The organism is Actinomadura parmotrematis (genome assembly GCF_019458805.1).
GTDB lineage: Bacteria > Actinomycetota > Actinomycetes > Streptosporangiales > Streptosporangiaceae > Spirillospora > Spirillospora parmotrematis.
The window spans coordinates 24,663-49,184 of the sequence record NZ_JAIBOA010000031.1; the positions used below are offsets into that span (position 1 = coordinate 24,663).

The 24,522-nt window shown below is 73.0% G+C and carries 23 protein-coding genes and 4 tRNA genes; 17 read left to right on the forward strand and 10 right to left on the reverse strand.

From position 1 onward, the window contains the following. Positions 1-2 precede the first annotated feature (2 nt). A complete protein-coding gene (locus K1Y72_RS32790) occupies positions 3-899 on the reverse strand; it encodes an alkaline phosphatase family protein (protein WP_220170422.1) in 897 nt (298 codons plus the stop codon). Positions 900-1,135: 236 nt separating this feature from the next. Between K1Y72_RS32790 and K1Y72_RS32795 the strand changes: the two genes are divergently transcribed. Continuing rightward, the gene (locus K1Y72_RS32795) at positions 1,136-1,834 is read left to right on the forward strand and encodes a cellulose binding domain-containing protein (RefSeq protein ID WP_220170423.1); all 699 of its coding nucleotides are present in this window, start codon (positions 1,136-1,138) and stop codon (positions 1,832-1,834) included. Between the two features lie 22 nt (positions 1,835-1,856). Here the strand turns inward: K1Y72_RS32795 and K1Y72_RS32800 are convergent, their stop codons facing one another. Next, positions 1,857-2,453 (reverse strand): hypothetical protein, encoded by a 597-nt coding sequence (locus tag K1Y72_RS32800; RefSeq protein ID WP_220170424.1) that lies wholly within the window; start codon positions 2,451-2,453, stop codon positions 1,857-1,859. A 221-nt stretch (positions 2,454-2,674) separates the two neighbouring features. On the opposite strand from K1Y72_RS32800, the gene K1Y72_RS32805 reads away from it, so the two are divergent. Genes K1Y72_RS32805 through K1Y72_RS32825 form a run of 5 tightly spaced genes read left to right on the forward strand, consistent with a single transcriptional unit; the run spans position 2,675 to position 8,473 of the window. After that, positions 2,675-3,979 carry an ABC transporter substrate-binding protein gene (locus tag K1Y72_RS32805; RefSeq protein ID WP_220170425.1) on the forward strand — a complete coding sequence of 435 codons (1,305 nt, stop codon included), beginning with the start codon at positions 2,675-2,677 and terminating at the stop codon, positions 3,977-3,979. Between the two features lie 7 nt (positions 3,980-3,986). Beyond that, positions 3,987-4,979 (forward strand): carbohydrate ABC transporter permease, encoded by a 993-nt coding sequence (locus K1Y72_RS32810; protein WP_220170426.1) that lies wholly within the window; start codon positions 3,987-3,989, stop codon positions 4,977-4,979. Next, on the forward strand, positions 4,972-5,871 hold the full coding sequence (locus K1Y72_RS32815; protein ID WP_258574384.1) for a carbohydrate ABC transporter permease: 900 nt from the start codon (positions 4,972-4,974) through the stop codon (positions 5,869-5,871). Before K1Y72_RS32810 ends, K1Y72_RS32815 begins: the two co-directional genes overlap by 8 nt. A gap of 17 nt (positions 5,872-5,888) precedes the next feature. Further along, the gene (locus K1Y72_RS32820; RefSeq protein WP_220170427.1) at positions 5,889-7,253 is read left to right on the forward strand and encodes a GH1 family beta-glucosidase; all 1,365 of its coding nucleotides are present in this window, start codon (positions 5,889-5,891) and stop codon (positions 7,251-7,253) included. Positions 7,254-7,294: 41 nt separating this feature from the next. After that, positions 7,295-8,473: an ROK family transcriptional regulator gene (locus tag K1Y72_RS32825; protein WP_220170428.1), complete on the forward strand. Its 1,179-nt coding sequence runs from the start codon at positions 7,295-7,297 to the stop codon at positions 8,471-8,473. Positions 8,474-8,491: 18 nt separating this feature from the next. Here K1Y72_RS32825 and ppk2 read toward each other — a convergent pair whose 3' ends face one another. Next, on the reverse strand, positions 8,492-9,409 hold the full coding sequence (gene ppk2 / locus K1Y72_RS32830; protein WP_308287338.1) for a polyphosphate kinase 2: 918 nt from the start codon (positions 9,407-9,409) through the stop codon (positions 8,492-8,494). Between the two features lie 158 nt (positions 9,410-9,567). Between ppk2 and K1Y72_RS32835 the strand changes: the two genes are divergently transcribed. Both K1Y72_RS32835 and K1Y72_RS32840 read left to right on the forward strand, forming a co-directional pair. After that, on the forward strand, positions 9,568-10,818 hold the full coding sequence (locus tag K1Y72_RS32835; RefSeq protein ID WP_220170429.1) for a cytochrome P450: 1,251 nt from the start codon (positions 9,568-9,570) through the stop codon (positions 10,816-10,818). Positions 10,819-10,896: 78 nt separating this feature from the next. Next, positions 10,897-11,268, forward strand: a complete 372-nt coding sequence (locus K1Y72_RS32840; protein WP_220170430.1) for a hypothetical protein — start codon at positions 10,897-10,899, stop codon at positions 11,266-11,268. Positions 11,269-11,332: 64 nt separating this feature from the next. Here K1Y72_RS32840 and K1Y72_RS32845 read toward each other — a convergent pair. From K1Y72_RS32845 to K1Y72_RS32855, 3 genes are all read right to left on the reverse strand, one after another. Continuing rightward, a tRNA-Val gene (locus K1Y72_RS32845) sits at positions 11,333-11,407 on the reverse strand. 37 nt (positions 11,408-11,444) lie between these two features. Next, positions 11,445-11,515, reverse strand: a tRNA-Cys gene (locus K1Y72_RS32850). 38 nt (positions 11,516-11,553) lie between these two features. After that, positions 11,554-11,625 (reverse strand) — tRNA-Gly (locus tag K1Y72_RS32855). 164 nt (positions 11,626-11,789) lie between these two features. On the opposite strand from K1Y72_RS32855, the gene K1Y72_RS32860 reads away from it, so the two are divergent. The 3 genes from K1Y72_RS32860 to K1Y72_RS32870 are packed head-to-tail and all read left to right on the forward strand — an operon-like array spanning position 11,790 to position 14,381. Continuing rightward, positions 11,790-12,509: a helix-turn-helix domain-containing protein gene (locus tag K1Y72_RS32860; protein WP_220170431.1), complete on the forward strand. Its 720-nt coding sequence runs from the start codon at positions 11,790-11,792 to the stop codon at positions 12,507-12,509. Positions 12,510-12,547: 38 nt separating this feature from the next. Beyond that, positions 12,548-13,579, forward strand: a complete 1,032-nt coding sequence (locus K1Y72_RS32865; protein WP_220170432.1) for a chorismate-binding protein — start codon at positions 12,548-12,550, stop codon at positions 13,577-13,579. Next, on the forward strand, positions 13,542-14,381 hold the full coding sequence (locus K1Y72_RS32870; RefSeq protein ID WP_220170433.1) for an aminotransferase class IV: 840 nt from the start codon (positions 13,542-13,544) through the stop codon (positions 14,379-14,381). The genes K1Y72_RS32865 and K1Y72_RS32870 overlap by 38 nt, the downstream gene beginning before the upstream one ends. 40 nt (positions 14,382-14,421) lie before the next feature. Here the strand turns inward: K1Y72_RS32870 and ppgK are convergent, their stop codons facing one another. Next, positions 14,422-15,231: a polyphosphate--glucose phosphotransferase gene (gene ppgK / locus K1Y72_RS32875; RefSeq protein ID WP_220170471.1), complete on the reverse strand. Its 810-nt coding sequence runs from the start codon at positions 15,229-15,231 to the stop codon at positions 14,422-14,424. A gap of 103 nt (positions 15,232-15,334) precedes the next feature. Between ppgK and sthA the strand changes: the two genes are divergently transcribed. Beyond that, on the forward strand, positions 15,335-16,738 hold the full coding sequence (gene sthA, locus K1Y72_RS32880; RefSeq protein WP_220170434.1) for a Si-specific NAD(P)(+) transhydrogenase: 1,404 nt from the start codon (positions 15,335-15,337) through the stop codon (positions 16,736-16,738). Between the two features lie 3 nt (positions 16,739-16,741). Here sthA and K1Y72_RS32885 read toward each other — a convergent pair whose 3' ends face one another. Continuing rightward, positions 16,742-17,161, reverse strand: coding sequence for an SsgA family sporulation/cell division regulator (locus K1Y72_RS32885; protein ID WP_220170435.1), 420 nt, complete (start codon positions 17,159-17,161; stop codon positions 16,742-16,744). A 289-nt stretch (positions 17,162-17,450) separates the two neighbouring features. Here K1Y72_RS32885 and K1Y72_RS32890 point away from each other — a divergent pair, with 289 nt between their 5' ends. Both K1Y72_RS32890 and K1Y72_RS32895 read left to right on the forward strand, forming a co-directional pair. Continuing rightward, positions 17,451-17,867, forward strand: a complete 417-nt coding sequence (locus K1Y72_RS32890) for a PGPGW domain-containing protein (RefSeq protein ID WP_308287339.1) — start codon at positions 17,451-17,453, stop codon at positions 17,865-17,867. Between the two features lie 87 nt (positions 17,868-17,954). Further along, positions 17,955-18,026: transfer RNA gene (locus K1Y72_RS32895), tRNA-Val, on the forward strand. A gap of 73 nt (positions 18,027-18,099) precedes the next feature. On the opposite strand, the gene K1Y72_RS32900 is transcribed toward K1Y72_RS32895, so the two are convergent. Continuing rightward, positions 18,100-19,032 (reverse strand): ROK family protein, encoded by a 933-nt coding sequence (locus K1Y72_RS32900; RefSeq protein ID WP_220170436.1) that lies wholly within the window; start codon positions 19,030-19,032, stop codon positions 18,100-18,102. A gap of 23 nt (positions 19,033-19,055) precedes the next feature. Further along, positions 19,056-20,267: an ROK family transcriptional regulator gene (locus K1Y72_RS32905; protein WP_220170437.1), complete on the reverse strand. Its 1,212-nt coding sequence runs from the start codon at positions 20,265-20,267 to the stop codon at positions 19,056-19,058. A gap of 227 nt (positions 20,268-20,494) precedes the next feature. Between K1Y72_RS32905 and mmsA the strand changes: the two genes are divergently transcribed. From mmsA to K1Y72_RS32920, 3 genes are all read left to right on the forward strand, one after another. After that, a complete protein-coding gene (gene mmsA / locus K1Y72_RS32910; protein ID WP_220170473.1) occupies positions 20,495-22,015 on the forward strand; it encodes a multiple monosaccharide ABC transporter ATP-binding protein in 1,521 nt (506 codons plus the stop codon). Further along, positions 22,012-23,304, forward strand: a complete 1,293-nt coding sequence (gene mmsB, locus K1Y72_RS32915; protein WP_258574388.1) for a multiple monosaccharide ABC transporter permease — start codon at positions 22,012-22,014, stop codon at positions 23,302-23,304. Before mmsA ends, mmsB begins: the two co-directional genes overlap by 4 nt. Positions 23,305-23,373: 69 nt before the next feature. Next, a complete protein-coding gene (locus K1Y72_RS32920) occupies positions 23,374-24,480 on the forward strand; it encodes a substrate-binding domain-containing protein (protein WP_220170438.1) in 1,107 nt (368 codons plus the stop codon). Positions 24,481-24,522 lie beyond the last annotated feature (42 nt).

Consider the following 24,522-nt stretch of genomic DNA (forward strand, 5'->3'; position numbering starts at 1 on the left):
GGTCACTGCCAGATCGCGGTGATGGGGGAGGCCGACGCGGCGTTGCCCGCGTGGGTGGTGCCGTACATGTCCTCCAGCGTGCGGAGCAGGTTGTAGTGGTTCCACTGGGTGGCGTAGGTGCCGGTCTTGACGTGCGCGCCGTAGACGACCGTCGGGATGCGGTTGCCGGCGAGGCGGTTGTCCTCGTCGAAGGTGACCACGAGCGCGCTGTTGTGCGCGACGGCCCACGTGGCGTAGGCCGACAGCTTGCTCTTCACCCAGGTGTCGCCGGTGCCGACCGAGCAGTCGTGCATGTCGTTGCACAGGTTCGGAACGGCGAAGGAGACGGTCGGCAGCCTGGTGTAGTCGGTCGGCCACTGCGCCCAGGTGTAGCCGGTCGAGGCGGGCACGTTGCTGAAGGAGAACCAGGGGTTGTGCTTGCGGGCGTACTTGCCCGCGCTGTTGGAGCAGGTCGTGGACCCGGCCGACGGCAGGCCCTCGTTGTAGCTGCCCCAGGTGCGGCCCGCGGCGATCAGCTCGGCGCCGAGGTTGGCGGTCGAGTAGGGCGCTCCGGGCGGCGCGCAGGTGTCGTCGGTGACGCCCTGCGTGGAGCCGGAGAACAGCGCGAAGTAGTTCGGCTGGCTCGGGTGGGTCTCGGCGTAGAAGGCGGTCAGGTTCGCGCCGCCCGCCGCCAGGGAGTTGATGTAGGGGGCGCTGGAGCTGCCGATGACCTGGGAGTAGGCGTGGTTCTCCAGGACGACCACGACGACGTGGTCCAGGGCCGGCACCCCGGCGGCGTAGGCGGGGCGCCGCCCGGTCACGGCGACGGCGGCGGCCACGGCGGCGGCGGTCAGCACCGCGACCAGGGCGAGCAGGACGGATCGTCGGCGGGCGGAGGGGGAGAGCGGGGAAGCGGGCACGGGACCTCCAGGGAGGGGGGAGATTTGCCGCTTTGTTCCGGCGCCGTGAAGATTCCACCCGCCCGGCACCGGCCCGGGGACGGCGGCCGTCCGGCGGGCGAAGCGCGGGTGAACGCGCGGGTGGGCGGACGGCCGGCGAGCGCGCGGACGGGCGCGCGGACGGGCGGGCGGACGGGCGGGCGCGAACCGGCCCGAGCAGTGATCATGGGCTGCTAGATTCGCGGGGATTTCTACTGGTGAGCGGTGAGGTGTCCAGGTTGAACGACGTGCCCGAGCGGGGCAGCCACCGGCGGCCGGCCCCGGCGGCGCGGGACCGGCTGCGGAGCCGCCCGGTCCTCATCGGCGCGGCGGGCGCGGGGGCCGCGGCCGTCGCCGCCCTCGGCCTCTACGCGCTGCGCGGCGGCGACGAGCCGGACACGGCCGTGGCCGCCGCCCCGGCCGGGCCCGGGGTCGCGAGCGGCGGCGTCGCGCCGGGCCCGACGTACGGCCGGGTCGTCCCGCCGAAGGCGCCGCCCGCGCCCGCGCCGAGCCCCTCGGCGAGCCCGTCGAAGAGCGCCGCGCCGTCGCCGTCGCCCACGCCGCCGGCGAGCCGGTCCGCCTCGCCGCGCCCGCCGGCGGGCAGCGCCCGCCTCACCGCCTCCTACGGCACCGCCAACCGCTGGCGCGAGGGATTCATCGGCACGATCACGGTGACGAACCGGGGCGCCGCGCCGTCGGCGGGCTGGCGCCTCGCGGCCTTCTTCCCCGGCCGGACGTCGATCACCTCGGCCTGGGGGCAGGGCGGGGCGGTCGCCACGTCGTCCTCCCGCAACGGCGTCGGCGCGTCCGGCGGCCCGCTCGCGCCGGGCGCGTCGGTCCAGGTCGGCTTCCAGGCGACGGGCCGGGCGACCGGGCCCGCCTCGTGCGTGCTGGACGGCCGCTCCTGCTCGGGCTGACGGCCGGGCCGGCCGCGGGCGGTCAGGGGCGCGGACGCCGCCGGTAGACGCCCGCGCCGATCCCGACCGACAGCGCCGTCCCGGCGACGGCCGACAGCACCGCGAGCTGGAGCGCCGACAGGGGCAGCAGCGGCCCGCGCGCGCCCGCGTCGTCGACGGCGACGAAGACGCACACCACGTCCTGGCCGCGCGCCGGGACGACCGCCCCGTGCCGCACCGGCACCGGGTCGCCCGCCCGGGTCCGGCAGTCCGGCGCCTCCAGCCGGTAGCCGGACGGCCCGCCGGACTGGGCGAGGCGGTAGGCCGCGCCCGCCTCGACGGCACGGCCGGTGACCTGCGGCGTGCCGCTCGCGCCCGCGATGGCCGGCGCGGCGGCGGATGCGGCGGCGGGCGCCGCGACGGCGTCCGCCGGGGCCGAGCGCGCCGCCGACAGCGTCCAGTCGCCCGGGGCGGCGCGGCCTTCGCCGCCGTTCACCACCCGCTTGACCAGGGTGAGCCGCGCGGGGACCTGCTCGTGCGCCGGAGCGCCGCCCGAGGCGGCGGCGGCCGGGCCCGCCGCGCAGGGGAGCGCGAGGCAGGCCAGCAGCCCGGGCGCGGCGGCGCGCTGCAGAAAACTCATGATCCCTCGATAGCCGGGGCGGGCGGCCCGCGTCCCGGCCGCCGCGCCCCCTTGTCCACCCTTTACCCGGGAGCGCTCCCACCGCGGCGCCCGGGAACGGACACCGGATCGGGACCTCCGGAGGGGTTGACGAACCGTTCGGCTACGCCTTAAATCAGGTCTTAAATTTAGCCGGGGTACGAACCGTCCTCCCCCCACCCCCCAGAGAGGGGACAGCGATCATGCGCCTGTTCCGCACCACCGCTCTCGCCGCCGCCACGACCCTCGCCCTGTCCGCGCTCGCCGCCTGCGGCGGGGACGGCGGCAGCGGCGGCGGCGACGCCAAGACGATCACCTACTGGGCCAGCAACCAGGGCGCCGACCTGTCGGTCGACAAGAAGGTCCTGGCGCCCGAGCTCGCCAAGTTCGAGCAGCAGACCGGCATCCACGTCAAGTACGAGGTGGTGCCCTGGAGCGACCTGCTGAAGCGCATCCTCGCCGCCGCGACCTCCGGCCAGGGCCCCGACGTGCTGAACATCGGCAACACCTGGTCGGCGTCCCTCCAGGCGACCGGCGCCCTCCAGGAGTGGGACGACGCCTCCTTCGCCAAGATCGGCGGCAAGGACCGGTTCCTCGCCTCCTCCCTCAGCGCCACCGGCGCGGCCGGCAAGACCCCCGCCGCCGTGCCGCTCTACTCCCTGGCCTACGCGCTCTACTACAACAAGAAGCGCTTCGCCGACGCCGGCATCGACAAGCCGCCGGCGACCTGGTCCGAGCTCGTCGCCACCGGCAAGAAGCTCACCAAGGACGGCAAGTACGGCCTCGCCATCGAGGGCGCCAACAACTCCGAGAACGCCCACCACGCGTTCGTGTTCGCCAAGCAGCACGGCGGCGACTTCTTCGACGCCGCCGGCAAGCCCACCCTGGACTCCCAGGCCGCCGTCGAGGGCGTCACCCAGTACGTGAACCTGCTGGCCGGCGACAAGATCGCCGCACCGGGCAACGCCGAGTACATGCAGAACGAGTCGGTCCGCGACCTGGCCACCGGCAAGGCCGCGATGCTGCTCTGGCAGGCCGCCGGCACCGCGCTGAAGGCCCGCGGCATGAAGGAGGACGACTACGGCGTCGCGCCCGTCCCGGTGCAGTCCGGCGCCCCCGGCCAGGGCGCCCAGGTGAACTCGATGGTCGCCGGCATCAACATCGCGATGTTCAAGAACACCAAGAACAAGGACGGCGCCTTCCAGTTCGTGAAGTTCATGACCAGCGACGCCGAGCAGAAGACGCTGAACACCGCCTACGGCTCGCTGCCGTCGGTCAAGGCCGCGCAGGAGGACCCGGCGTTCAACACCCCCGAGCGGTCGGTCCTGCGCAAGGCGCTCGCCGAGAGCGCCGCGCCGCTGCCGCAGGTGGCCGCCGAGTCGCAGTTCGAGGACCTGGTCGGCGCCGCCATGAAGGAGCTGTTCGCGCAGGCCGCGGCCGGCAAGCCGGTGACCGCCGACGACGTCCGCAAGCGCCTGCAGAAGGCCCAGCAGCAGATGCCGAAGTAGGGCGGTCATGACGACGACCACCCCACGGCTCCGCCGCGCGGGCGGGAAGGGCGCGCCGCCGGCCGCCCCGCCCGCGCGGCGGGGCGCCGCCCGGCGCATCCGCCGGGGCAGTCTGCCCTACCTGTTCCTGCTGCCCGCGCTCGCGCTGGAGCTGCTGGTCCACCTCGTGCCGATGATCGTCGGCATCGTGATGAGCTTCAAGGGCCTCACCCAGTTCTACATCCGCAACTGGAACGAGGCCCCCTGGACCGGCCTCGGCAACTACAAGGTCGCGGTGGACGTCGACGCCCCCGTCGGCGCCGACCTGCTGCGCTCCTTCACCGTCACCTGCGCGTTCACCCTCCTCGCGGTCGGGCTCGCCTGGCTGCTCGGCACCGCCGCCGCCGTCCTCATGCAGGACGCCTTCCGCGGCCGCGGCTGGCTGCGGGCGCTGTTCCTCACCCCCTACGCGCTGCCGGTGTACACCTCGGTGATCGTGTGGATGTTCATGTTCCAGCACGACAACGGCCTGGTGAACCACGTCGTGCACGACCAGCTGCACCTCACCTCCGGCCGGCCGTTCTGGCTGATCGGCGACAACAGCTTCGTCGCGCTGCTCACCGTGTCGGTCTGGCGGAACTGGCCGTTCGCGTTCCTCATCATCACCGCCGGCCTGCAGAACATCCCCCGCGACCTGTACGAGGCGTCGGCGATCGACGGCGCCGGGGTGTGGCGCCAGCTCCGCGCGATCACGCTGCCGTCGCTCCGCCCGGTCAACCAGGTGCTCGTGCTGGTGCTGTTCCTCTGGACGTTCAACGACTTCAACGTCCCGTTCGTGATGTTCGGCGGGTCGGCGCCGCCGCGCGCCGACCTCATCTCGGTGCACATCTACCAGGCGTCGTTCGTCACCTGGAACTTCGGCACCGGCTCGGCGATGTCGGTCCTGCTGCTGCTGTTCCTGCTGCTCGTCACCGCGGTCTACCTGCCGGTCACCGCCAAGCTGAGGGGGCGCGATGCCTGAGACCGCACCGGCGGGGACCGCGCCGCGGCGCACGAGCGGCTACCGGTCGCCGACCGCGCCGCCGCGCTCGATGATCGTCACGCGCTGGATCGTGCTCGGCCTGCTCACCGCCTTCACCGGCCTGCCCATCTACGTGATGGCGACCGGCTCGCTGAAGCCGCTGCGGGACGTGTCCGGGGAGTTCCGCTGGATCCCCTCCGGCCTCACCCTGCGGCCCTACGCCGACATCTGGCACACCATCCCGCTCGGCCGCTACTTCCTCAACTCGCTCATCATCGCGGGCGGCGCGACCGTCTGCTCCGTCGTCGTCGCGGTGTTCGCCGCCTACGCCGTCAGCCGGTACAGCTTCCGCGGCCGCCGCGTCTTCACCGTGACGGTGCTGTCCACCCAGATGTTCCCCGGCATCCTGTTCCTGCTGCCGCTCTTCCTCATCTACGTCAACGTCGGCAACTACACCGGCCTGCAGCTCTACGGCTCGCGCGGCGGCCTGATCCTCACCTACCTGACGTTCTCGCTGCCGTTCTCGATCTGGATGCTGGTCGGCTACTTCGACTCCATCCCGAAGGGCCTGGACGAGGCCGCGCAGGTCGACGGCTGCGGCCCGGTCGGCGCGCTGCTGCGCGTCGTCCTGCCCGCCGCCGTGCCCGGCATCGTCGCCGTCGCCATCTACGCCTTCATGACCGCCTGGGGCGAGGTGCTGTTCGCCTCGGTCATGACCGACGACCGGACCCGCACCCTCGCCGTCGGCCTGCAGGGCTACGCCACCCAGAACGACGTGTACTGGAACCAGGTCATGGCCGCCTCGCTGGTCGTCAGCGTGCCGGTGGTCGCCGGGTTCCTCCTCCTGCAGCGCTACCTGGTCACCGGCCTCACCGCCGGCGCCGTCAAATGATCTCCGAAAGGCCGTCCATGAACGAGCTCGACTCCCTGCCCGCCGGCTTCACCTGGGGGGTGGCGACCTCCTCCTACCAGATCGAGGGCGCCGTCGCCGAGGACGGCCGCACCCCGTCGATCTGGGACACCTTCGCGCACGCCCCCGGCAACGTCGACGGCGGGCACACCGGGGACGTCGCCTGCGACCACTACCACCGCTGGCCCGAGGACATCGCCCTGATGAAGGGCCTCGGCGTGGACGCCTACCGCTTCTCCATCGCCTGGCCGCGCGTCGTGCCGGACGGCGCCGGCGCCGTCAACGCCGCCGGCCTGGCCTTCTACGACCGGCTCGTGGACGGCCTGCTGGAGGCCGGCATCACCCCCTTCCCGACCCTCTACCACTGGGACCTGCCGCAGGCGCTCCAGGACCGGGGCGGCTGGGCCGACCGCGCGACGGCCGAGCGGTTCGCCGAGTACGCGGCCGCGACCGCCGCCGTCCTCGGCGACCGGATCACCTCCTGGGCCACCCTGAACGAGCCCATGTGCGCGGCGTGGATCGGGCACATCGAGGGCCGCCACGCCCCCGGCGTCCGGGACCTGGCGGTCGCCGTCCCCGCCGCCTACCACCTGCTGCTCGCGCACGGCCTCGGCGCCGCCGCCGTCCGCTCGGTCGCGCCGGGCGCCCGCGTCGGCCTCGTCAACCTGGTCAACCCCGCCGAGCCCGCCACCGGCTCGGACGCCGACGCGCGCGCCGCCGAGCGCTTCGACGGCCACGTCAACCGCTGGTGGCTCGACCCGGTCTTCGGCCGCGGCCTGCCCGCCGACATGGTCGAGCTGTACGAGCGGAACGGCGCGCGCGTCCCGGTCCGCGCCGGGGACCTGGCGGCGATCGCCGCGCCGCTGGACTGGCTCGGCGTGAACTTCTACAACCCCTGCGTGCTCGCCGACGACCCGGACGGCCCCGTCCCGCACGCCCGCGAGACCGGCGGCCCGGGGGAGCGCCGCACCATGCTCGGCTGGGAGATCCGCGCCGAGGGCCTGGAGCGCACCCTGCTGCGGGTCCACGAGGACTACGCGCCCGCCGAGATCCTCGTCACCGAGAACGGGTCCGCGTGGGCCGACGAGGTCGGCCCCGACGGGACGGTGGACGACCCCGGGCGCGTCCGCTACCTGGAGGAGCACCTGGCCGCCTGTGGCCGGGCGGCGGCGAAGGGGGTGCCGCTGTCCGGATACTTCGCCTGGTCGCTGATGGACAACTTCGAGTGGGCGTTCGGCTACGACGCCCGCTTCGGGCTCGTCCACGTCGACTACCCGACGCAGCGCCGGACGGTGAAGGCGAGCGGCCGCCGCTACGCCGCGATCATCGCCGCGCAGCGGGAGGCGGCCCGCGGCACGGAATGATCGCTTACTTGTATTAAGGTCTGAAGAAAAAGGGGGAGGCCATGCAGGAGCGCAGGCGGTCCACGGTCCGCGACCTGAGGCGCGACAACCGGTCGGTGCTCCTGTGGGCGCTCTACTTCGACCAGCCGCGCACCCGCCAGGACCTCAGCACCGCCACCGGCCTCAGCCCCGCGTCGGTCAGCAACGTCATCCGCGGGCTGATCGACGAGGGCATCGTGGTCGAGGCCGGGTCGGTGGAGTCCGAGGGCGGCCGCCCGCGCGTCCTGCTGCGCATCAACCCCGAGCACCGGCACGTGGTCGGCGTGGACGTCGGCGAGACCCGCATCCGGGTCGAGCTGTTCGACCTGATGATGACCGAGCGCGCCAAGGCCGAGTTCCCGCTGGAACGCTCCGGGCACGACGCGCGGGTCGTCGCCGACCGCATCCTGGCGGGCCTCGACGCGGTCCTCAGCGGCGTCGACCCCGGCACCGTCCTCGGCGCCGGGATCGGCGTGCCCGGCGTCGTGCTGCGCGGCAGCGACCCGGTGGTGCACGGCCCCACCTACGGCTGGGACGCGGTGCCGCTGGAGCGGATGCTGCGGTCCGGCACCGACCTGCCCCTGTACATCGACAACGGCGCCAAGACGATGGGGCAGGCCGAGCTGTGGTTCGGCGCCGGGCGCGGCGCCCAGCACGCCGTCATCGGCCTCATCGGGTCGGGCGTCGGCGCCAGCATCATCACCGGCGGCGTCACCCACCGCGGCTCGACGTCCAGCGCGGGGGAGTGGGGGCACACCACCCTCGTGGTCGGCGGCCGCGCCTGCCGGTGCGGCTCGGCGGGCTGCCTGGAGGCGTACGCGGGCGCCGAGGCGATCCTCGACCGCTACGGCCTGCCGCTGCCCGGCGAGGACCAGGAGTCCCAGCTCGCCGCGCTGCTCGCGCTCGCCGCGACCGACGCGCGGGCCGCCGAGGTCATCGACGAGACCGCCCTGTTCCTCGGCGCGGGCATCGCCGGGCTGGTCAACCTGCTCGACCCCGAGCGGATCATCCTCGGCGGCTGGGCCGGGCTGCTGCTCGGCGAGCGGATGCTCCCGGCGATCCGCGCGGCCGTCGCCCGGCACTCGCTCATGCACGCCTTCGGGACGCCGCCGGTCGAGCTCTGCCGGCTCGGCCCGGACGCGGTCGCGCTCGGCGCGGCGACGCTGCCGGTCGAGCGGTTCCTCAACGGCGCGGCCGGCTGAGCCCGCTCCGCGGCCCGGTCAGAGGCCGCGGCCCTCGGCGAGCAGCAGCGAGTCCCGCTCGCCCTCCTCGAAGATCCGCGACGCCGGACCGATGATCTTGCGGTCGGGGCGGCCGACCACCGACGCGTCCTTGCCCGGGTAGTCGAAGCGGTCCAGCACGAAGCGCATCGCCTCCAGCCGCGCCCGCTTCTTGTCGTTGCTCTTCACCACCGTCCACGGCGCGTCCGGGGTGTCGGTGTGGAAGAACATCAGCTCCTTGGCCTCGGTGTAGGCGTCCCACTTGTCCAGCGACGCCACGTCCACCGGGCTGAGCTTCCACTGCTTGACCGGGTCGGTGCGGCGCCGCAGGAACCGGTTGCGCTGCTCGGCCCGCGACACCGAGAACCAGAACTTCACCAGCTCGACGCCGTCGCGCACGAGCAGCCGCTCGAACTCGGGCGCCTGGTGCATGAACTCGATGTACTCGCGCGGCGTGCAGAACCCCATCACCCGCTCGACGCCCGCCCGGTTGTACCAGGACCGGTCGAACAGCACGATCTCCCCGGCGGCCGGCAGGTGCGCCACGTACCGCTGGAAGTACCACTGGCCGCTCTCGCGCTCGGTCGGCTTCTCCAGCGCGACGACGCGCGCGCCGCGGGGGTTCAGGTGCTCGGTGAACCGCTTGATGGTGCCGCCCTTGCCGGCGGCGTCGCGGCCCTCGAACAGGATGACCAGCCGCTGCCCGGTGCCCTTCACCCACGACTGGAGCTTCAGCAGCTCGATCTGCAGGGCGCGCTTGTCCTGCTCGTAGCGGTCGCGGCCGAGCTTGCGGCCGTAGGGGTAGCCCTCCCGCCAGGCGCCCGGGACGAGCTCCACCGGGATGTCGACGGCCGGTCCCGCCTTGCCGCCCTTGCCGTTCTTGCCGCCCTTGCCGTTCCTGCCGTTCCCGCCCGCCACCGTGGCCCCCCGCGCGCTCGCCCTGCCGACCCCCCGATTATCCGCCACCCCCGCCGCCGGGCCGCGATCAGGGGACCGGGAGCGGCCAACCGGGCGCGCGCCGGGCCGTCCCGTCACTACATTGGCGTGATCATGACCGCCGGCCCCGGAGGCTCCGCATGACCGCGCCCGCGCCCGCCCAGCCGCAGCCGTTCGACCCGCTGGACCCCGCGTTCCTGGCCGACCCGCACCCGACCTACGCGGCGCTGCGCGCGACGGCGCCGGTGGTGCTGTCGGAGGCGACCGGCATGTGGTTCGTCACCGGCCGCGCGCTGGTCGCCGAGGCGCTCGGCCGCCCCGAGGTGTTCTCCAGCCGCTTCGGCGTCCCGCAGAGCCCGGCGACCGGCGACGTCCGGGCGCGCATCGAGGAGATCCGGGCCCGCGGCTGGGAGGAGGTCCCGACCATGCTGACCGAGGACCCGCCCGCCCAGACCCGCTACCGCAGGCTCGTGTCCAGGGCGTTCGGCCGCCGCAGCGTCGAGGCGCTGGAACCGGAGATCCGCGACGCCGCCGCCGCGCTCGCCGGCGCCCTCGCGGACGCCGGCCGCGCCGAGTTCGTCGCGGACTTCGCCGTCCCGCTGCCGGTCCAGGTGATCGCCAAGATGCTCGGCGTGCCCGCCGACCGCCACCCCGACGTCAAGCGCTGGACCGACGCGTTCGCCGTCACCATCGGCGCCGACGCCACCGACGAGCAGCGCCTCGACAGCGCCGAGGGCATCGTCGACTTCCAGCACTACTTCGCCGACCTGCTGGAACGGCGCCGCGCCGACCCGCGCGAGGACGTGGTGACCGGCCTCGTGCAGGCCCACCTCGGCGAGGACGAGGCGCCCCTCACCGTGGAGGAGATCCTCAGCATCGTCCAGCAGCTCCTCGTCGCCGGGAACGAGACGACCACCAAGCTGCTGACCGGCCTCGCCCACCGCCTCGCCACCGACCCGCCGCTCTGGGACGCCCTGCGCGCCGACCCGGCGGGCGCCGCGCCCGGCATCGTCGAGGAGGGCCTCCGGCTCCTCGCCCCGGTGCAGGGCATGTTCCGCCTCACCACCGAGCCGGCGGTCCTCGGCGGCGTCGAGCTGCCCGCCGGCGCCATGGTCGTCCTCGCCTACGCCTCGGCCAACCGCGACGAGGACCGCTTCGAGCAGCCCGACGCGTTCCGCCCCGGCCGACCGCACGGACGCGAGCACATGGCGTTCGGCTGGGGCATCCACCACTGCCTGGGGGCGCCCCTCGCCCGCAAGGAGGCCGTCGTCGCCCTGGAGGAGCTCGCCCGGCGGCTCACCACGATCGAACTCGCGGACGCCGGCGGCCTCGCCTACGACCCGAGTTTCCTGCTGCGCGGGATTCAGCGCCTTCCCTTGAACGTGTCGTGACCGTATAGTCACACAGCGTGTTTCCCGGCGGGAACGCGGGGGTAAATCGCTTCTGCCGATCCCCCGTACAAATGGCAGGTGGTGAGCCCCGTGTCCCGTCCCTTCCAAGTCGAGTACCGGCCCGCGGTGGACCTGAAGGACCGCTATATCGACGCCGAGAACCGGATGTGGAACAGCATCCTGCTCGTCCTCGCGCTGATCGGAACGACCGTGCTGGTGGCCAACCTGGCGGCGGAGTTCCTTCCTGGCCGCGGCGCCATCTTCCTGTACTCGGTGGTCATCGTGATCTACCTGACACTGATGATCAACCGTACCTGGGGGATGATCGAGCGCCTGGTGCACGACCAGGAGAAGCTCATGTCGATGTACATCGCCTCGACGCAGATGCGCGCGTCCAGCGCGTCCGCCCCGGACCAGCCCGACGAGATGGGAGGCCCCGCCGGCGCCTGAGGAACGCGAGGAACACCGTGGAAACGCAGAAGTCTCCATCTCGGCTGAGATGGAGACTTCCGGCTGGTGGACGATACTGGGATTGAACCAGTGACCTCTTCCGTGTCAGGGAAGCGCTCTCCCGCTGAGCTAATCGTCCGGGTCGCCGTTCCGCCGGGGCGGTGCGACGTCTATCGAGGTGGAGACGGGATTTGAACCCGTGTACACGGCTTTGCAGGCCGTTGCCTCGCCTCTCGGCCACTCCACCAGAGTGAGACCTGCTCAGCAGCCTGCAAGGCCCCTCAGAGCGGAAGACGGGATTCGAACCCGCGACCCTCACCTTGGCAAGGTGATGCTCTACCACTGAGCCACTTCCGCTTGCGCTGCCCGGTTCCGGTCCCTTTCGGGGCGGTCCCTCGCGGCGACATGGAAAACATTAGCGCGTCTGGCGGCGAACCCCAAACCGGGTTTCGCGAGTCGGGCGGTACGCCGGGAAGATCCTTCGACGGGCGGCGAAACGTCGCGCGCGTAGGGTCGGGAGCATGCCCGAGACCTACGGTTCGTCCTACGGTTCCGACTTCGCGCCGGTCGCGGCGCTGCTCGCCGACCGGGCGCGGGCGGCGATGCTCACCGTCCTGCTGGACGGGCGGCCGCTCGCGGCGGGCGAACTCGCCCGCGCCGCCGGCGTCACCGCGCAGACCGCCTCGTCCCACCTGTCCCGGCTGCTGGACGCGGGCATGGTGACGGTCGTCGCGCAGGGCCGGCACCGCTACTACCGGCTGGCCGGCCCCGAGGTCGCGCAGGCGGTCGAGGCGCTCAGCCGCATCAGCGGGCCCGTCCCGGTGAAGGGGCTCCGCCAGTCGCGCGAGGCGCGCCGCCTGCACAGCGCCCGCACCTGCTACGACCACCTGGCGGGCGTCGCCGGGGTGACGCTGTTCGCGTCGCTGCTGGACGGCGGCCTGATCGAGCCCGACGGAGAGGACTCCTACGCCGTCACCGCCAAGGGCGAGGAGCGGTTCGCCGGCTTCGGCCTCGACCTGCCCGCGCTGCGCGCCGCCAAGCGCCGCTTCGCCTGGCACTGCCTGGACTGGACGCAGCGCCGCCCGCACCTGAACGGGGCGCTCGGCGCCGCCGTCACCGACCGGCTGATCGAGCTCGGCTGGTTCGAGCGGACCGGCACCCGCCGCGCGCTGGCCGTCACCGCGACGGGCCGCGACGGCCTCGCCGCCGCCTTCGGCTGCCTGCTCCCCGAGGAGGGCTGACCGGCGGCGGGACGCGCCCGCCCGGCAGACTGGGCGCCATGCACACCGACGTCCCGGCGGGCGAGCCGTTCGCGCACGCCGGGGGACTGCTGGCGACCGGCCTCGCCGACGTCACCACCGACCCCGCCGCGCTCGACGGGCGCGGCTGGTGGGCGGTCGCCGTCACCTACGAGGGCGAGGTCGCCTGCGCCCGCTTCACCGACGTGCGGCCCGCGCCGCACCCCGGCGGCCGCTGGATCCCGCCGGGGGAGTGGACGAGCTCGCTGGACGAGGCCGCCTACGTGCGCGGCGTGGAGCGCATCCGCGCCGCCATCGCCGACGGGATCGTCTACCAGGCCAACCTCTGCCGGGTGCTGTCGGCGCCGCTCGACCCGCGCGCCGACATCGCCGGGCTCGGCCGGCTCCTCGCCGCCGGCAACCCGGCCCCGCACGCGATGACGCTGCGGCTGCCCGGCCTCGCGATCGCCTCGGCCTCGCCCGAGCTCTACCTCGCCCGCGACGGCGACCGGGTGGAGTCCCGGCCGATCAAGGGCACCGGCCGCACCGCCGCCGACCTGCTGCCGAAGGACCGCGCCGAGAACGTCATGATCGTCGATCTGGTCCGCAACGACCTCGGCCGGGTCGCCGTCCCCGGCACGGTCGAGGTGCCGGCGCTCTGCGCGCTGGAGGAGCACCCCGGCCTCGTCCACCTGGTGTCCACGGTGGCGGCGCGGCCCGCCCCCGGGACGGGCTGGGCGGACCTGCTGGCGGCGACGTTCCCGCCCGGCTCGGTCACCGGCGCCCCGAAGTCGAGCGCCCTGGCCTTGCTGGATGAGCTCGAACCCGCGCCGCGCGGGCCTTACTGTGGAGCCATCGGGTGGGTGGACGCGGACTCCCGGCGCGCCTCGCTCGCGGTCGGCATCCGGACCTTCTGGGCGGAGGACGGGCATCTCCGCTTCGGCACCGGCGCGGGCATCACGTGGGCGTCCGACCCCCTACGAGAATGGCGCGAGACCGAGCTCAAGGCGGCTCGGCTTCTGGAGGTGGCATCCCGTGACAACGGAGCAGGGCAAGGTCTGGGTCAACGGTGACCTCGTCGATCCGGCGCAGGCGACGGTGTCGGTGTTCGACCACGGCGTCCTCGTCGGCGACGGCGTGTTCGAGACGGTCAAGGCGCAGCACGGCGAGCCGTTCGCGCTGACCCGGCACCTGCGCCGGCTGGCCCGCTCGGCGGCCGGGCTCGGCCTGCCCGAGCCCGACCAGGACGCCATCGCCCAGGGCGTCCTGGAGGTGCTGGCCGCCGCGCCGCGGACGCCCCTCGGCCGCGTCCGCATCACCCACACGAGCGGCGTCGGCCCGCTCGGCTCCGACCGCGGCGACCAGGGCGCCACCACCGTCGTCGCCCACGCCGAGCAGAAGCCGTTCCCGGCCACCGCCGCCGTCACGGTCGTGCCGTGGCCGCGCAACGAGCGCGGCGCCCTCACCGGCCTGAAGACGACCTCCTACGCCGACAACGCCCTCGCCCTCGCCTACGCGCACGAGCGCGGCGGCGGCGAGGCGATCTTCGGGAACCTCGCCGGGAACCTGTGCGAGGGCACCGGCAGCAACATTTTCCTGGTGCTGGACGGCCGCCTGGTCACCCCCACCCTGGCGTCGGGGTGCCTCGCCGGCGTCACCCGCGCCCTCGTCCTGGAGTGGTGCGGCGGCGAGGAGCAGGACGTCCCGCTCGCCGACCTGTACCGGGCCGAGGAGGCGTTCCTGGTCTCCACCACCCGCGACGTGCAGCCGATCGCCGCCGTCGACGACACCGCGCTGCCGGCCGCCCCCGGCCCGGTCACCGCCAAGGCGATGGAGGTCTTCGCGGCGCGCGCCGCCGAGCGGCTCGACCCCTGACCGGCGGGGCGCCGGGACGGCCGCGCGGCCGTCCCGGCGGCTACCCGGCGGCGGCCTCCTGGTGGGAGGCGGCCTCGATGACCGGCGGCCGCACGTCGGACGCGTCCGCGGCGGACGCCTCGGCGGCGGCCATCGCGGCGCCGACGATGCCGGCGTTGTTGACCAGCTCGGCGGGCACGATCGGCGCCCGCACGCCCTCGATCAGCGGCAGGAATTTGGCGGCCTTCTTGCTCACCCCGCCGCCCACGATGATCAGTGACGGGTTCAGCAGCGCCTCCACGTAGTGGAAGTACTTGGCGAGCCGGCCGGCCCACTCGTCCCAGTCCAGGTCCTCGTCCTCGCGGGCCTTGGCCGAGGTGTGCTTCTCGGCGTCGTGGCCGTGCATCTTCAGGTGCCCGAGCTCGGTGTTGGGGACGAGCACGCCGCCGCTGAACAGGGCGCTGCCGATGCCGGTGCCGAGGGTGACCATCAGCACCGTGCCCTGCTGGCCCTTGCCGGCGCCGAGCCGCATCTCGGCGACGCCCGCGGCGTCGGCGTCGTTCAGCACCGTCACCGGGCGGCCGGTGGCCTTGGCGAACAGCGCGGCGGCGTCCGTGCCGATCCAGTGCTTGTCCACGTTGGCGGCCGTCTGCGTCACGCCGTCGATCACGACCCCGGGGTAGGTCACGCCGATCCGGCCGTCGCCGCCGAAATGGTCGGCGATCTCCTTCAGCACGGCCGCGACCGCGTCCGGCTTGGCCGGCTGCGGCGTCTCGATCCGCAGCCGCTCCTCCAGGAACTCACCGGTGGACAGGTCGACCGGGGCGCCCTTGATCCCCGATCCGCCGATGTCGATGCCCAGCATCCGCATACTCATGGCCTACCCGTGCCCGATCCGGCGCATCCTAAAGAACCGGCAAGTGATGGGCACGGGGGTCTTATGCGTCCGCGCGGACCGGTCCAGACTGGAGGGCGTGAGCGACTTCGACGTGATCGTCCTCGGGTCGGGGCCGGGCGGCCAGCGCGCCGCCATCGCGGCCGCCAAGCTCGGCCGCCGGGTGGCCATCGTGGACCGCCGCACGATGATCGGCGGCGTCTGCATCAACACCGGCACGATCCCGTCCAAGACGCTGCGGGAGGCCGTCCTCTACCTCACCGGCCTGAACCAGCGCGAGCTGTACGGGCAGAGCTACCGGGTCAAGGACGAGATCACCGTCGCCGACCTCGGGATGCGCACCCGGCACGTCATCGGCCGCGAGATCGACGTCATCCGCAGCCAGCTCGCCCGCAACCACGTCACCGTCCTGCCCGGCCACGGCCGGTTCCTGGCCCCCGACACGATCGGGGTGGCCGGCGAGGGCGAGCGCGAGCAGAAGATCACCGCCGACCGGATCGTCATCGCCACCGGGACGCGCCCGGCCCGCCCCGAGACGGTGGAGTTCGACGAGCGCACGGTGATCGACTCCGACGGGATCATCGGCCTGGACCGCGTCCCCGAGAGCATGGTCGTCGTCGGTGCCGGCGTCATCGGCATCGAGTACGCCTCGATGTTCGCCGCGCTCGGCACCAAGGTCACCGTGATCGAGCGGCGCGACCGGATGCTGGAGTTCGCCGACCTGGAGATCGTCGAGGCGCTCAAGTACCACCTGCGCGACCTCGCCGTCACCTTCCGGTTCCGCGAGACCGTCGCCTCGGTCGAGCGCCACGAGCGCGGCGCGGTCACCGTCCTGGAGAGCGGCAAGCGGATCCCCGCCGACTGCGTCATGTACTCGGCGGGCCGCCAGGGCATGACCGACTCCCTCGGCCTGGAGGCCGCCGGCCTCGCCGCCGACCGCCGCGGCCGCATCGAGGTCGACGCCGACTACCGCACCGCCGTCCCGCACATCTACGCGGTCGGCGACGTCATCGGCTTCCCCTCGCTCGCCGCCACCTCGATGGAGCAGGGGCGGCTCGCCGCCCACCACGCCTGCGGCGAGCCGGTCGCCGAGATCCACGAGCTGCAGCCGATCGGGATCTACACCATCCCCGAGATCAGCTTCGTCGGCCGCACCGAGGACGAGCTGACCGAGGCCAAGGTGCCCTTCGAGGTCGGGGTGTCGCGCTACCGCGAGCTCGCCCGCGGCCAGATCATCGGCGACTCCTACGGCATGCTGAAGCTGCTGGTCTCCCCGGACGACCGCTCGCTGCTCGGCGTGCACGTGTTCGGCACCGGCGCGACCGAGCTCGTCCACATCGGGCAGACCGTGATGGGCCTCGGCGGCACCGTCGACTACCTGGTCAACGCGGTGTTCAACTACCCGACGCTCGCCGAGTCCTACAAGGTGGCCGCGCTCGACGCGATGAACAAGATGCGCCGCATGGCCCGGCTCACCGGCTAGCCGTCAGGACTGCCAGAGCAGGTGCTCCAGCTCCCGGTCGATGTCGATGTGGTCGCTCTCCTGGCCGGCCGGGACGGCCTGGTAGGTGCGGTGCAGGAACTCCGCGAGCGGCGACAGCGGCGCCTCGAACAGCGCGTCGCCGAACGGCGACGACAGCGCGATGTTCAGGGTGTCGTCGTCCTGCGGCCCGGCGGGCCACACCTCCACGTCCCCGTCCCCGACCTTGCGCACGATCCCCACGGTGAGCAGCTCCCGGGCGAAGATCCACTCCACCGGCTCGTCGTCGCCCACGTAGAACGACATCCTGATGGCGTACGGGTCGTCGGCCGCGTACTCCAGCCCCGCCAGCAGGGGGACGGTCGTGTGGTCGGGGACGACGAGGCGGAGGCCCAGCTCGGCTGACACGGTCGTACTGCTGTTCATGGCCTGATTCCTTCGACGTCGGTCCCGCTTGCCTGCGGGTGCTCCGGTGGGTCTGCACTCCCTCTCACGGATGTCCCCGCGATCTATGACGCGTAACGGAGGGAACTCGCGCGAACATTCCGCGTGACCATGGTCGTGTGAGTGAAGTCACCACCCTCCCGACCTGTACAAAAGCGGGCAAACGCCGTCCCAGCCCTGCCCACTCCGCTCCCGCTTCACGCCTCCGGGGAACCGCTCTTACCGGCATGTCCGGCTCAAAACGCCCACGTAGCTGCCCTAGGGTAATTTCGTGGCCACCAAGCAGGAAACAGATGACCGCCCGTCCCGCCTCGCCCGCTTCCGCGAGCGCATCCGCCGGAACCGGCTCCTCGACACCACCTGGCGCGTCGGCGTTTTCAGCGTCGGCGCGACGCTGCTCGCGGGCGGCCTGGTCATGATGGTGACCCCCGGTCCCGGCTTCCTCGGCATCATCCTCGGCCTCGCCGTCCTCGCCACCGAGTTCGCCTGGGCGCAGCGGGCGCTGCACAAGGCCAAGGAGGCCGCCGAGCGCGCCAAGGAGAAGGCCCTGGACCCCCGCCGGCGCCGCCGCAACACCATCCTCAGCGTCCTCGGCGGCGTCCTCGTCGCCGCCGCCATCCTCGCCTTCCTCGTCGTCTACGACTTCCACCTGCCCTGGAACATCCAGGACTGGACCCCCTGGAACTGACGCCCGACCGTGCGCGAACCACCACCGGAATGCGCTAGAGTTCTGCCTGTCGGGAAACGCCGCAGGCGGCCCCCGGCGACCGCACCGGGGCGATTAGCTCAGTGGGAGAGCGCTTCGTTCACACCGAAGAGGTCACTGGTTCGAACCCAGTATCGCCCACCCCAGGTCACAGGCCGGTTCCACTAACGGGACCGGCCTTTTGCATGCCTGAATCGTCCGCTTCTAGGGCCGGTCAGGTGAGGCGGGCGTCCGCGGGTGACCGGTCGCAGGCGAGGAGGGCGGTGCGGGCGGCGCCGAGGAGGCCGGCGTTGCGGCCGAGGGCGAACGGGCGGACGGTCGTCCGCCGGATGAAGTCGAGCGTGACGATCCGCTCCAGGTGGCGGCGCAGGGGGTCCAAGAGCACCGGTCCCGCCGCCGCGACCCCGCCGCCGATCACGACGCGGTCCAGGTCGCAGACCGCCGCCGTCGAGGCGATGGCCCGGGCGAGCGCGCCGGTGCCCCGGTCGAACGCGGCGAGCGCCGTCGCGTCGCCGCGGGCGGCGGCCGCGGCGAGGGCGCGGGCGTCGGGGCCGGTCCAGCCGCGCTCCCGCGCCCACCGGACCATCGACGGGCCGCTGGCGAACGTCTCGACGCACCCGGCCGCGCCGCACGGGCAGGGCGGGCCCGCCGGGTCCACGACGGTGTGGCCGAGGTGCCCGGCGTTGCCGCTCGGGCCCGGGTAGGGGGCGCCGTTCAGCACCAGGCCGCCGCCGATGCCGGTGGAGACGACGATGCCGAGCATCGAGGCGGCGCCCCGCCCCGCGCCGAGCCAGTGCTCGCCCGCGGCGGCGGCGATGCCGTCGCCGACCAGGACGACCGGGACGTCCGGAACGAGGCCCGCGACCTGCTCGACGAGCCGGAACCCGCGCCAGGACGGGATGTTCACCGGGCTGACGGTCCCGGCGGGAAGGTCGATGGGGCCGGCCGAGGCGAGCCCGACGGCCGCGGGCGGCGGCGCGCCCGCCAGCAGCGCGCCGAGCAGGCCGCGCAGCCCCTCGCTGAGCCGCGGCTCGGCGGCGGGCGTGCGGATCTCGCGGTGGCGGTGGACGGCGCCGTCGGCGCCGATCAGGCCGGCGCCGATCGTGGTGCCGCCGATGTCGACGGCGAGCACGGCTCCCTGGTCCATGAACCCTCCCGTGGGCGTGGTGGTCAGTCCGCGAGAAGGGCCGAGAGCTGCGGTGAGTACGCGGCGTGCAGGACGAGCGCGGCCCCGCCGATGACGGCGGCGTCCACGCCGAGCGGGGAGCTGGCGACCGCGATCTCCCGGACGTGCCGCGACAGCGGCCGGGTGGCGAGCGCCGCGGTGACCGCGCCGGCGAAGGCGGGCTCGACGCCGCGGATGCCGTGGCCGCCGAGCACGATGAGGTCCACGTCGGTGATGTTGACGACGTTGACCGCCGCGGTCGCGACGTGCCCGGCGGCCTCGGCGACCACCGCGGTCGCCACCGGGTCCCCGGCCGCGGCCGCGGCGAGCACCGCCGGGTGGTCGACCGCCGCGGGCGAGCGGCGGAAGGCCGCCGCGAGCGGGCCGCCGTCCCGCCCGGCGGCGAGGCGGCGGCGCGCCGCGTCGGTGATCGCGGCCGGGTTGACCAGCCGCTCCAGGCAGCCCCGGTTGCCGCAGTAGCACTCCGGGCCGTCGGGCATCACGGAGGTGTGCCCGAACTCCCCGGCGTTGAGCGAGCCGCCGCGGAAGACCTGGTGGTTGAGGATCAGGCCGCCGCCGACGCCGGTGCCGAAGAAGAAGTAGGCGAAGTTGGCGACGCCGCGGCCCGCGCCCGACCAGCGCTCGCCGATCGCGGCGGCGGTGGCGTCGTTGTCCAGCGTCACCGGCAGCCCGGTCGCCTCGCTGAGCAGCGCCTTCATCGGCACCCGCGTCCAGTTCGCGAGCTGCGGCGGCGCGACGACCATGCCGAGGTCCTGGTCGATCGGGCCGGGGCTGGCGAGGCCGAGGCCGAGGACCCGGTCGCGCGGCACGTCGGCCTCGCCGAGCACGTCGCCGACGAGCTCCGCCATGGCCGCGACGACGTCCGGGGGAGCGGCGCCCGCGGGCGTCGGGCGGCGCTTCAGCACCAGCGGGCGGCCGAGCAGGTCGACGACGACGCAGGCGAGCTCGACCGGGTCGAAGTGCACGCCGACGGCGCTGCCGGCGGCGGCGTTGATCCGCAGCGTGGTGCGCGGCTTGCCGAGCCCGGTGCCCCGGTGCGAGCCGTCCTCGCGCACGATGCCCTCGTCCAGCAGCCGCCGCACGATGCCCGAGACCGTCTGCGGGGTGAGGCCGGTGCGCTCGGCGATCTCCGCCCGGCTGATGCCGTCGGCGAGCTGGACCTGGTCCAGCACGATCGCCCGGTTGTACCGCCCCACCCTGGGGAGATTCGTGCCTGCTCGCCGCACTGGGGGTCCTCTCTGCCGGGCGCCGGGAACAGTCTGCACCGGCACCGTTGACTTTGTAAAACAATTGGATTTAAGTTGTCGCCACGTTACCCACGTCACATCGGATGAGATCAACGGAGCAGGCCGATGCCACACGCACGAGGCGGGCCGCGGGACGGCGGGGCGGCGCGGTGAGCCGGCCCCCGGTCCTGCTGGAGATGCGGTCGATCACCAAGACGTTCCCCGGCGTGACCGCCCTCGCCGACGTCAACCTGGCCGTCCGCGCGGGCGAGATCCACGCCGTCTGCGGCGAGAACGGCGCCGGGAAGTCGACCCTGATGAAGGTCCTGAGCGGGGTCCACCCGCACGGCACCTACACCGGCGACATCCGCTGGAAGGGGGAGGAGGTCCGCTTCGGCGACGTGCGCGCCAGCGAGCACGCCGGCATCGCGATCATCCACCAGGAGCTCGCCCTGGTCCCGGGCATGTCGATCACCGAGAACGTCTTCCTCGGCAACGAGCCCCGGCGGTTCGGGGCGATCGACTGGACGGCGGCCCGGCACCGCGTGCTGGAGCTGATGGAGCAGGTCGGCCTCCGGGAGGATCCCGACACCCTGGTCAAGGACATCGGTGTCGGCAAGCAGCAGCTCGTCGAGATCGCCAAGGCGTTCGCCAAGGACGTCACGCTGCTGATCCTGGACGAGCCGACCGCGGCGCTGAACGAGGCCGACTCCCGGCACCTGCTGGACCTGCTGCGCGGCTTCCGGCGCCGGGGCATCACCTCGATCATCATCTCGCACAAGCTCAACGAGATCGAGGCGATCGCCGATTCCATCACCATCCTGCGGGACGGCCGGACCATCGAGACGCTCGACGTCGGCGCGGGCGGCGTCGACGAGGACCGGATCGTGCGCGGCATGGTCGGCCGCGCCCTCGGCAGCCGCTTCCCCGAGCACGGCGCCGAGGTCGGCGAGGTCTTCTTCGAGGTCCGCGACTGGACGGTGCGGCACCCGGTCTCCAGCGAGCGGCTGGTCTGCAAGGGCTCCAGCTTCCACGTGCGGCGCGGCGAGATCGTCGGCTTCGCCGGCCTCATGGGCGCCGGGCGCACCGAGCTGGCGATGAGCCTGTTCGGCCGCTCCTACGGCGTCTGGCTCGGCGGCCGCGTGTTCAAGGACGGCGCGGAGATCCAGCTCCGGACGGTCGCCGAGGCCATCGGGCACGGCCTCGCCTACGTCAGCGAGGACCGCAAGGCGATCGGGCTGAACCTGCTGGACGACATCAAGACCTCCGTCGTCTCGGCCAAGCTGCGGAAGATCACCCGGCGCGGCGTGCTGGACCGCGTCGCCGAGCACCGCGTCGCCGCGGAGTACCGGGAGAGCCTGCGGGTGAAGGCCCCGTCGGTCGACGAGGGCGTCACCCGGCTGTCGGGCGGCAACCAGCAGAAGGTCGTGCTGGCCAAGTGGATGTTCACCGACCCCGACCTGCTGATCCTCGACGAGCCGACCCGCGGCATCGACGTGGGCGCCAAGTTCGAGATCTACGGGATCGTGCAGCGGCTCGCCCGGCAGGGCAAGGGCGTCGTGGTCATCTCCTCGGAGCTGCCCGAGCTCATCGGCCTGTGCGACCGGATCTACACCGTGTTCGAGGGCGCCGTCACCGGCGAGGTGGCGCGCGCCGACGCCGATCCCGAGCTCCTCATGAAGCAGATGACCACCGAGAAGAAGCCGGCGACCCCATGAGCCGATACCAGGACCTCAAGAAGAACCTCTTCGGAGGCACCACCTCCAACGCCCGCCAGTTCAGCATGATCTTCACGCTGGTGGCGATCGTGCTGCTGTTCCAGGTGCTGACCGACGGCCTCACGCTGACGTCGGGCAACCTGATCGCGGTCGTCAGCCAGTACTCCTACATCCTGATCCTCGCCATCGGCATGCTGATGGTGATCGTCGCCGGGCACATCGACCTGTCGGTCGGCTCCGTCGCGGCGTTCACCGGCATCGTGGTCGCCAAGTCGATGCAGCAGTGGGACCTGCCCTGGCCCGCCGCGGTCGCGCTCGGCCTGGCGGTCGGCCTCGCCATCGGCGCCTGGCAGGGGTTCTGGATCGCCTACGTCGGCGTCCCCGCCTTCATCGTGACGCTGGCCGGCATGCTGCTGTTCCGCGGCGCCAACCAGTACATCGGCAACGCCGACACCGTCGCCGTCCCGCACGGCTTCCGCGCCATCGGCGCCGGCTACCTGCCCGAGGTCGGCCCCGACACCGGGTACAACAACCTCACCCTGCTGCTCGGCCTGCTCGCCTGCGCCGCCATCGGGTGGCGCGAGTGGCGGGCCCGCCGGATCCGCCGGCAGATGGGCACCGATCCGGCGCCGGTGTGGGTCTCGGCCCTCCGCCTGGCGGTGATGCTCGGCGTCGTCGTCTTCGCGACGCTGCGCTTCGCGGGCGGCCGCGTCGGCACCAGCTTCCCGGTGTCGGGCATCATCCTGGCCGCCCTGGTGATCGCCTACTCCTTCTACACGCGCAACACCGCCGGCGGCCGGCACGTCTACGCCGTCGGCGGCAACTCCCGCGCCGCCGAGCTGTCGGGCGTGCGGCTCCGGCGCGTCAACTTCCTCGTCATGACGAACATGTCGGTGCTCGCCGCGCTCGCCGGAATGATCTTCGTGGCGCGGTCGGCCGCCTCCGGCCCCCAGGACGGCCTCAACTGGGAGCTCGACGCGATCGCGGCCGTGTTCATCGGCGGCGCCGCCGTCTCCGGCGGCCTCGGCACGGTGAGCGGCTCCATCGTCGGCGGCCTGGTCATGGCGCTGCTCAACAACGGCCTGCAGCTCAAGGGCGTCGGCTCGGACCTCGTCCAGATCATCAAGGGCCTGGTGCTGCTGCTGGCCGCGGCGATCGACGTCTACAACAAGAACCAGGGCCGCTTCTCGGTCATCGAGTCGGTCCTGCGGCCCTTCCGCGGAGCCCCGCCGCCGCCGGTGGCGGGCGATCCGCTCGTCCCGGCCGGCAAGGCGCCGGCCGCGGACTGACCGGCCCTCCCCCTCCCCACCGCCGCGGCGGTCCCACCCCGGAAGTCCACCCAGAAAGGCCATCCCCCCATGCGCACCCTCCTCACCAAGGCCCTCGCGGCAGGCTCGACGGCCCTGCTGCTGCTCGGCCTCGGCGCCTGCTCCAACGACCGCGAGGGCTCCGGCGACGGCGGCTCGTCCGGCAAGGGCTTCGACGCCGGCGCGGTCGTCGGCGTCGCGCTGCCCGCCAAGACCTCCGAGAACTGGGTCCTCGCCGGCGACCTGTTCACCAACGGCCTGAAGCAGGCCGGCTTCAAGCCCGACGTGCAGTACGCGGGCGCCTCCACCACGGTCGCCGACCAGCAGGGGCAGATCTCGGCCATGGTCACCAAGGGCGCCAAGGTCATCGTCATCGGCGCGACCGACGCCGCGCAGCTGTCCACGCAGGTGGCGCAGGCCAAGCAGGCCGGCGCGGTCGTGATCGCCTACGACCGGCTGATCACCAACACCAAGGACGTCGACTACTACATCGCCTTCGACAACTTCAAGGTCGGCCAGCTCCAGGGGCAGGCGCTGCTGGACGGCATGAAGGCCAAGAAGCCCAAGGGCCCCTGGAACATCGAGCTGTTCTCCGGCTCGCCCGACGACAACAACTCGGCCGTCTTCTTCAACGGCGCGATGAGCGTGCTCAAGCCGATGATCGACAAGGGCGAGGTCAAGGTCGGCTCCGGCCAGACCGCGATCAAGCAGACCGCCATCCAGGGCTGGAAGGCCGAGGGCGCCCAGCAGCGCATGGACTCGCTGCTGACCTCGACCTACGGCAAGGGCAAGGCCCTCGACGGCGTGCTGTCGCCCAACGACACGCTCGCCCGCGCGATCCTCACCTCGGTGAAGGGCGCCGGCAAGCCGACCCCGATCGTCACCGGCCAGGACTCCGAGGTGGAGTCGGTCAAGTCGATCATGGCCGGGGTGCAGTACTCGACGATCAACAAGGACACCCGCAAGCTCGTCGCCGAGACCGTGAACATGGTCAAGGCGCTGCAGAAGGGCGGCGACCCGCAGATCAACGACACCAAGTCCTACAACAACGGCCAGAAGGTGGTCCCGTCGTTCCTGCTGCCGCCGGTCATCGTCACCAAGCAGAACGCCGCCCAGGCCTACGCCGACGACCCCAAGCTCGGCCCGCTCACCAAGTAGCGGCCCGCCGGCGGTGCCGCCGCGCGACCCGGCGATCCCGGA

Coding starts and splice junctions, on each gene's coding strand:
- K1Y72_RS32800 (WP_220170424.1), bottom strand. CDS start 2,453: ATGAGTTTTCTGCAGCGCGCCGCCGCGCCCGGGCTGCTGGCCTGCCTC.
- K1Y72_RS32805 (WP_220170425.1), top strand. CDS start 2,675: ATGCGCCTGTTCCGCACCACCGCTCTCGCCGCCGCCACGACCCTCGCC.
- K1Y72_RS32810 (WP_220170426.1), top strand. CDS start 3,987: ATGACGACGACCACCCCACGGCTCCGCCGCGCGGGCGGGAAGGGCGCG.
- K1Y72_RS32815 (WP_258574384.1), top strand. CDS start 4,972: ATGCCTGAGACCGCACCGGCGGGGACCGCGCCGCGGCGCACGAGCGGC.
- K1Y72_RS32820 (WP_220170427.1), top strand. CDS start 5,889: ATGAACGAGCTCGACTCCCTGCCCGCCGGCTTCACCTGGGGGGTGGCG.
- K1Y72_RS32825 (WP_220170428.1), top strand. CDS start 7,295: ATGCAGGAGCGCAGGCGGTCCACGGTCCGCGACCTGAGGCGCGACAAC.
- K1Y72_RS32835 (WP_220170429.1), top strand. CDS start 9,568: ATGACCGCGCCCGCGCCCGCCCAGCCGCAGCCGTTCGACCCGCTGGAC.
- K1Y72_RS32860 (WP_220170431.1), top strand. CDS start 11,790: ATGCCCGAGACCTACGGTTCGTCCTACGGTTCCGACTTCGCGCCGGTC.
- K1Y72_RS32865 (WP_220170432.1), top strand. CDS start 12,548: ATGCACACCGACGTCCCGGCGGGCGAGCCGTTCGCGCACGCCGGGGGA.
- ppgK (WP_220170471.1), bottom strand. CDS start 15,231: ATGCGGATGCTGGGCATCGACATCGGCGGATCGGGGATCAAGGGCGCC.
- K1Y72_RS32885 (WP_220170435.1), bottom strand. CDS start 17,161: ATGAACAGCAGTACGACCGTGTCAGCCGAGCTGGGCCTCCGCCTCGTC.
- K1Y72_RS32900 (WP_220170436.1), bottom strand. CDS start 19,032: ATGGACCAGGGAGCCGTGCTCGCCGTCGACATCGGCGGCACCACGATC.
- mmsA (WP_220170473.1), top strand. CDS start 20,495: ATGCGGTCGATCACCAAGACGTTCCCCGGCGTGACCGCCCTCGCCGAC.
- mmsB (WP_258574388.1), top strand. CDS start 22,012: ATGAGCCGATACCAGGACCTCAAGAAGAACCTCTTCGGAGGCACCACC.
- K1Y72_RS32920 (WP_220170438.1), top strand. CDS start 23,374: ATGCGCACCCTCCTCACCAAGGCCCTCGCGGCAGGCTCGACGGCCCTG.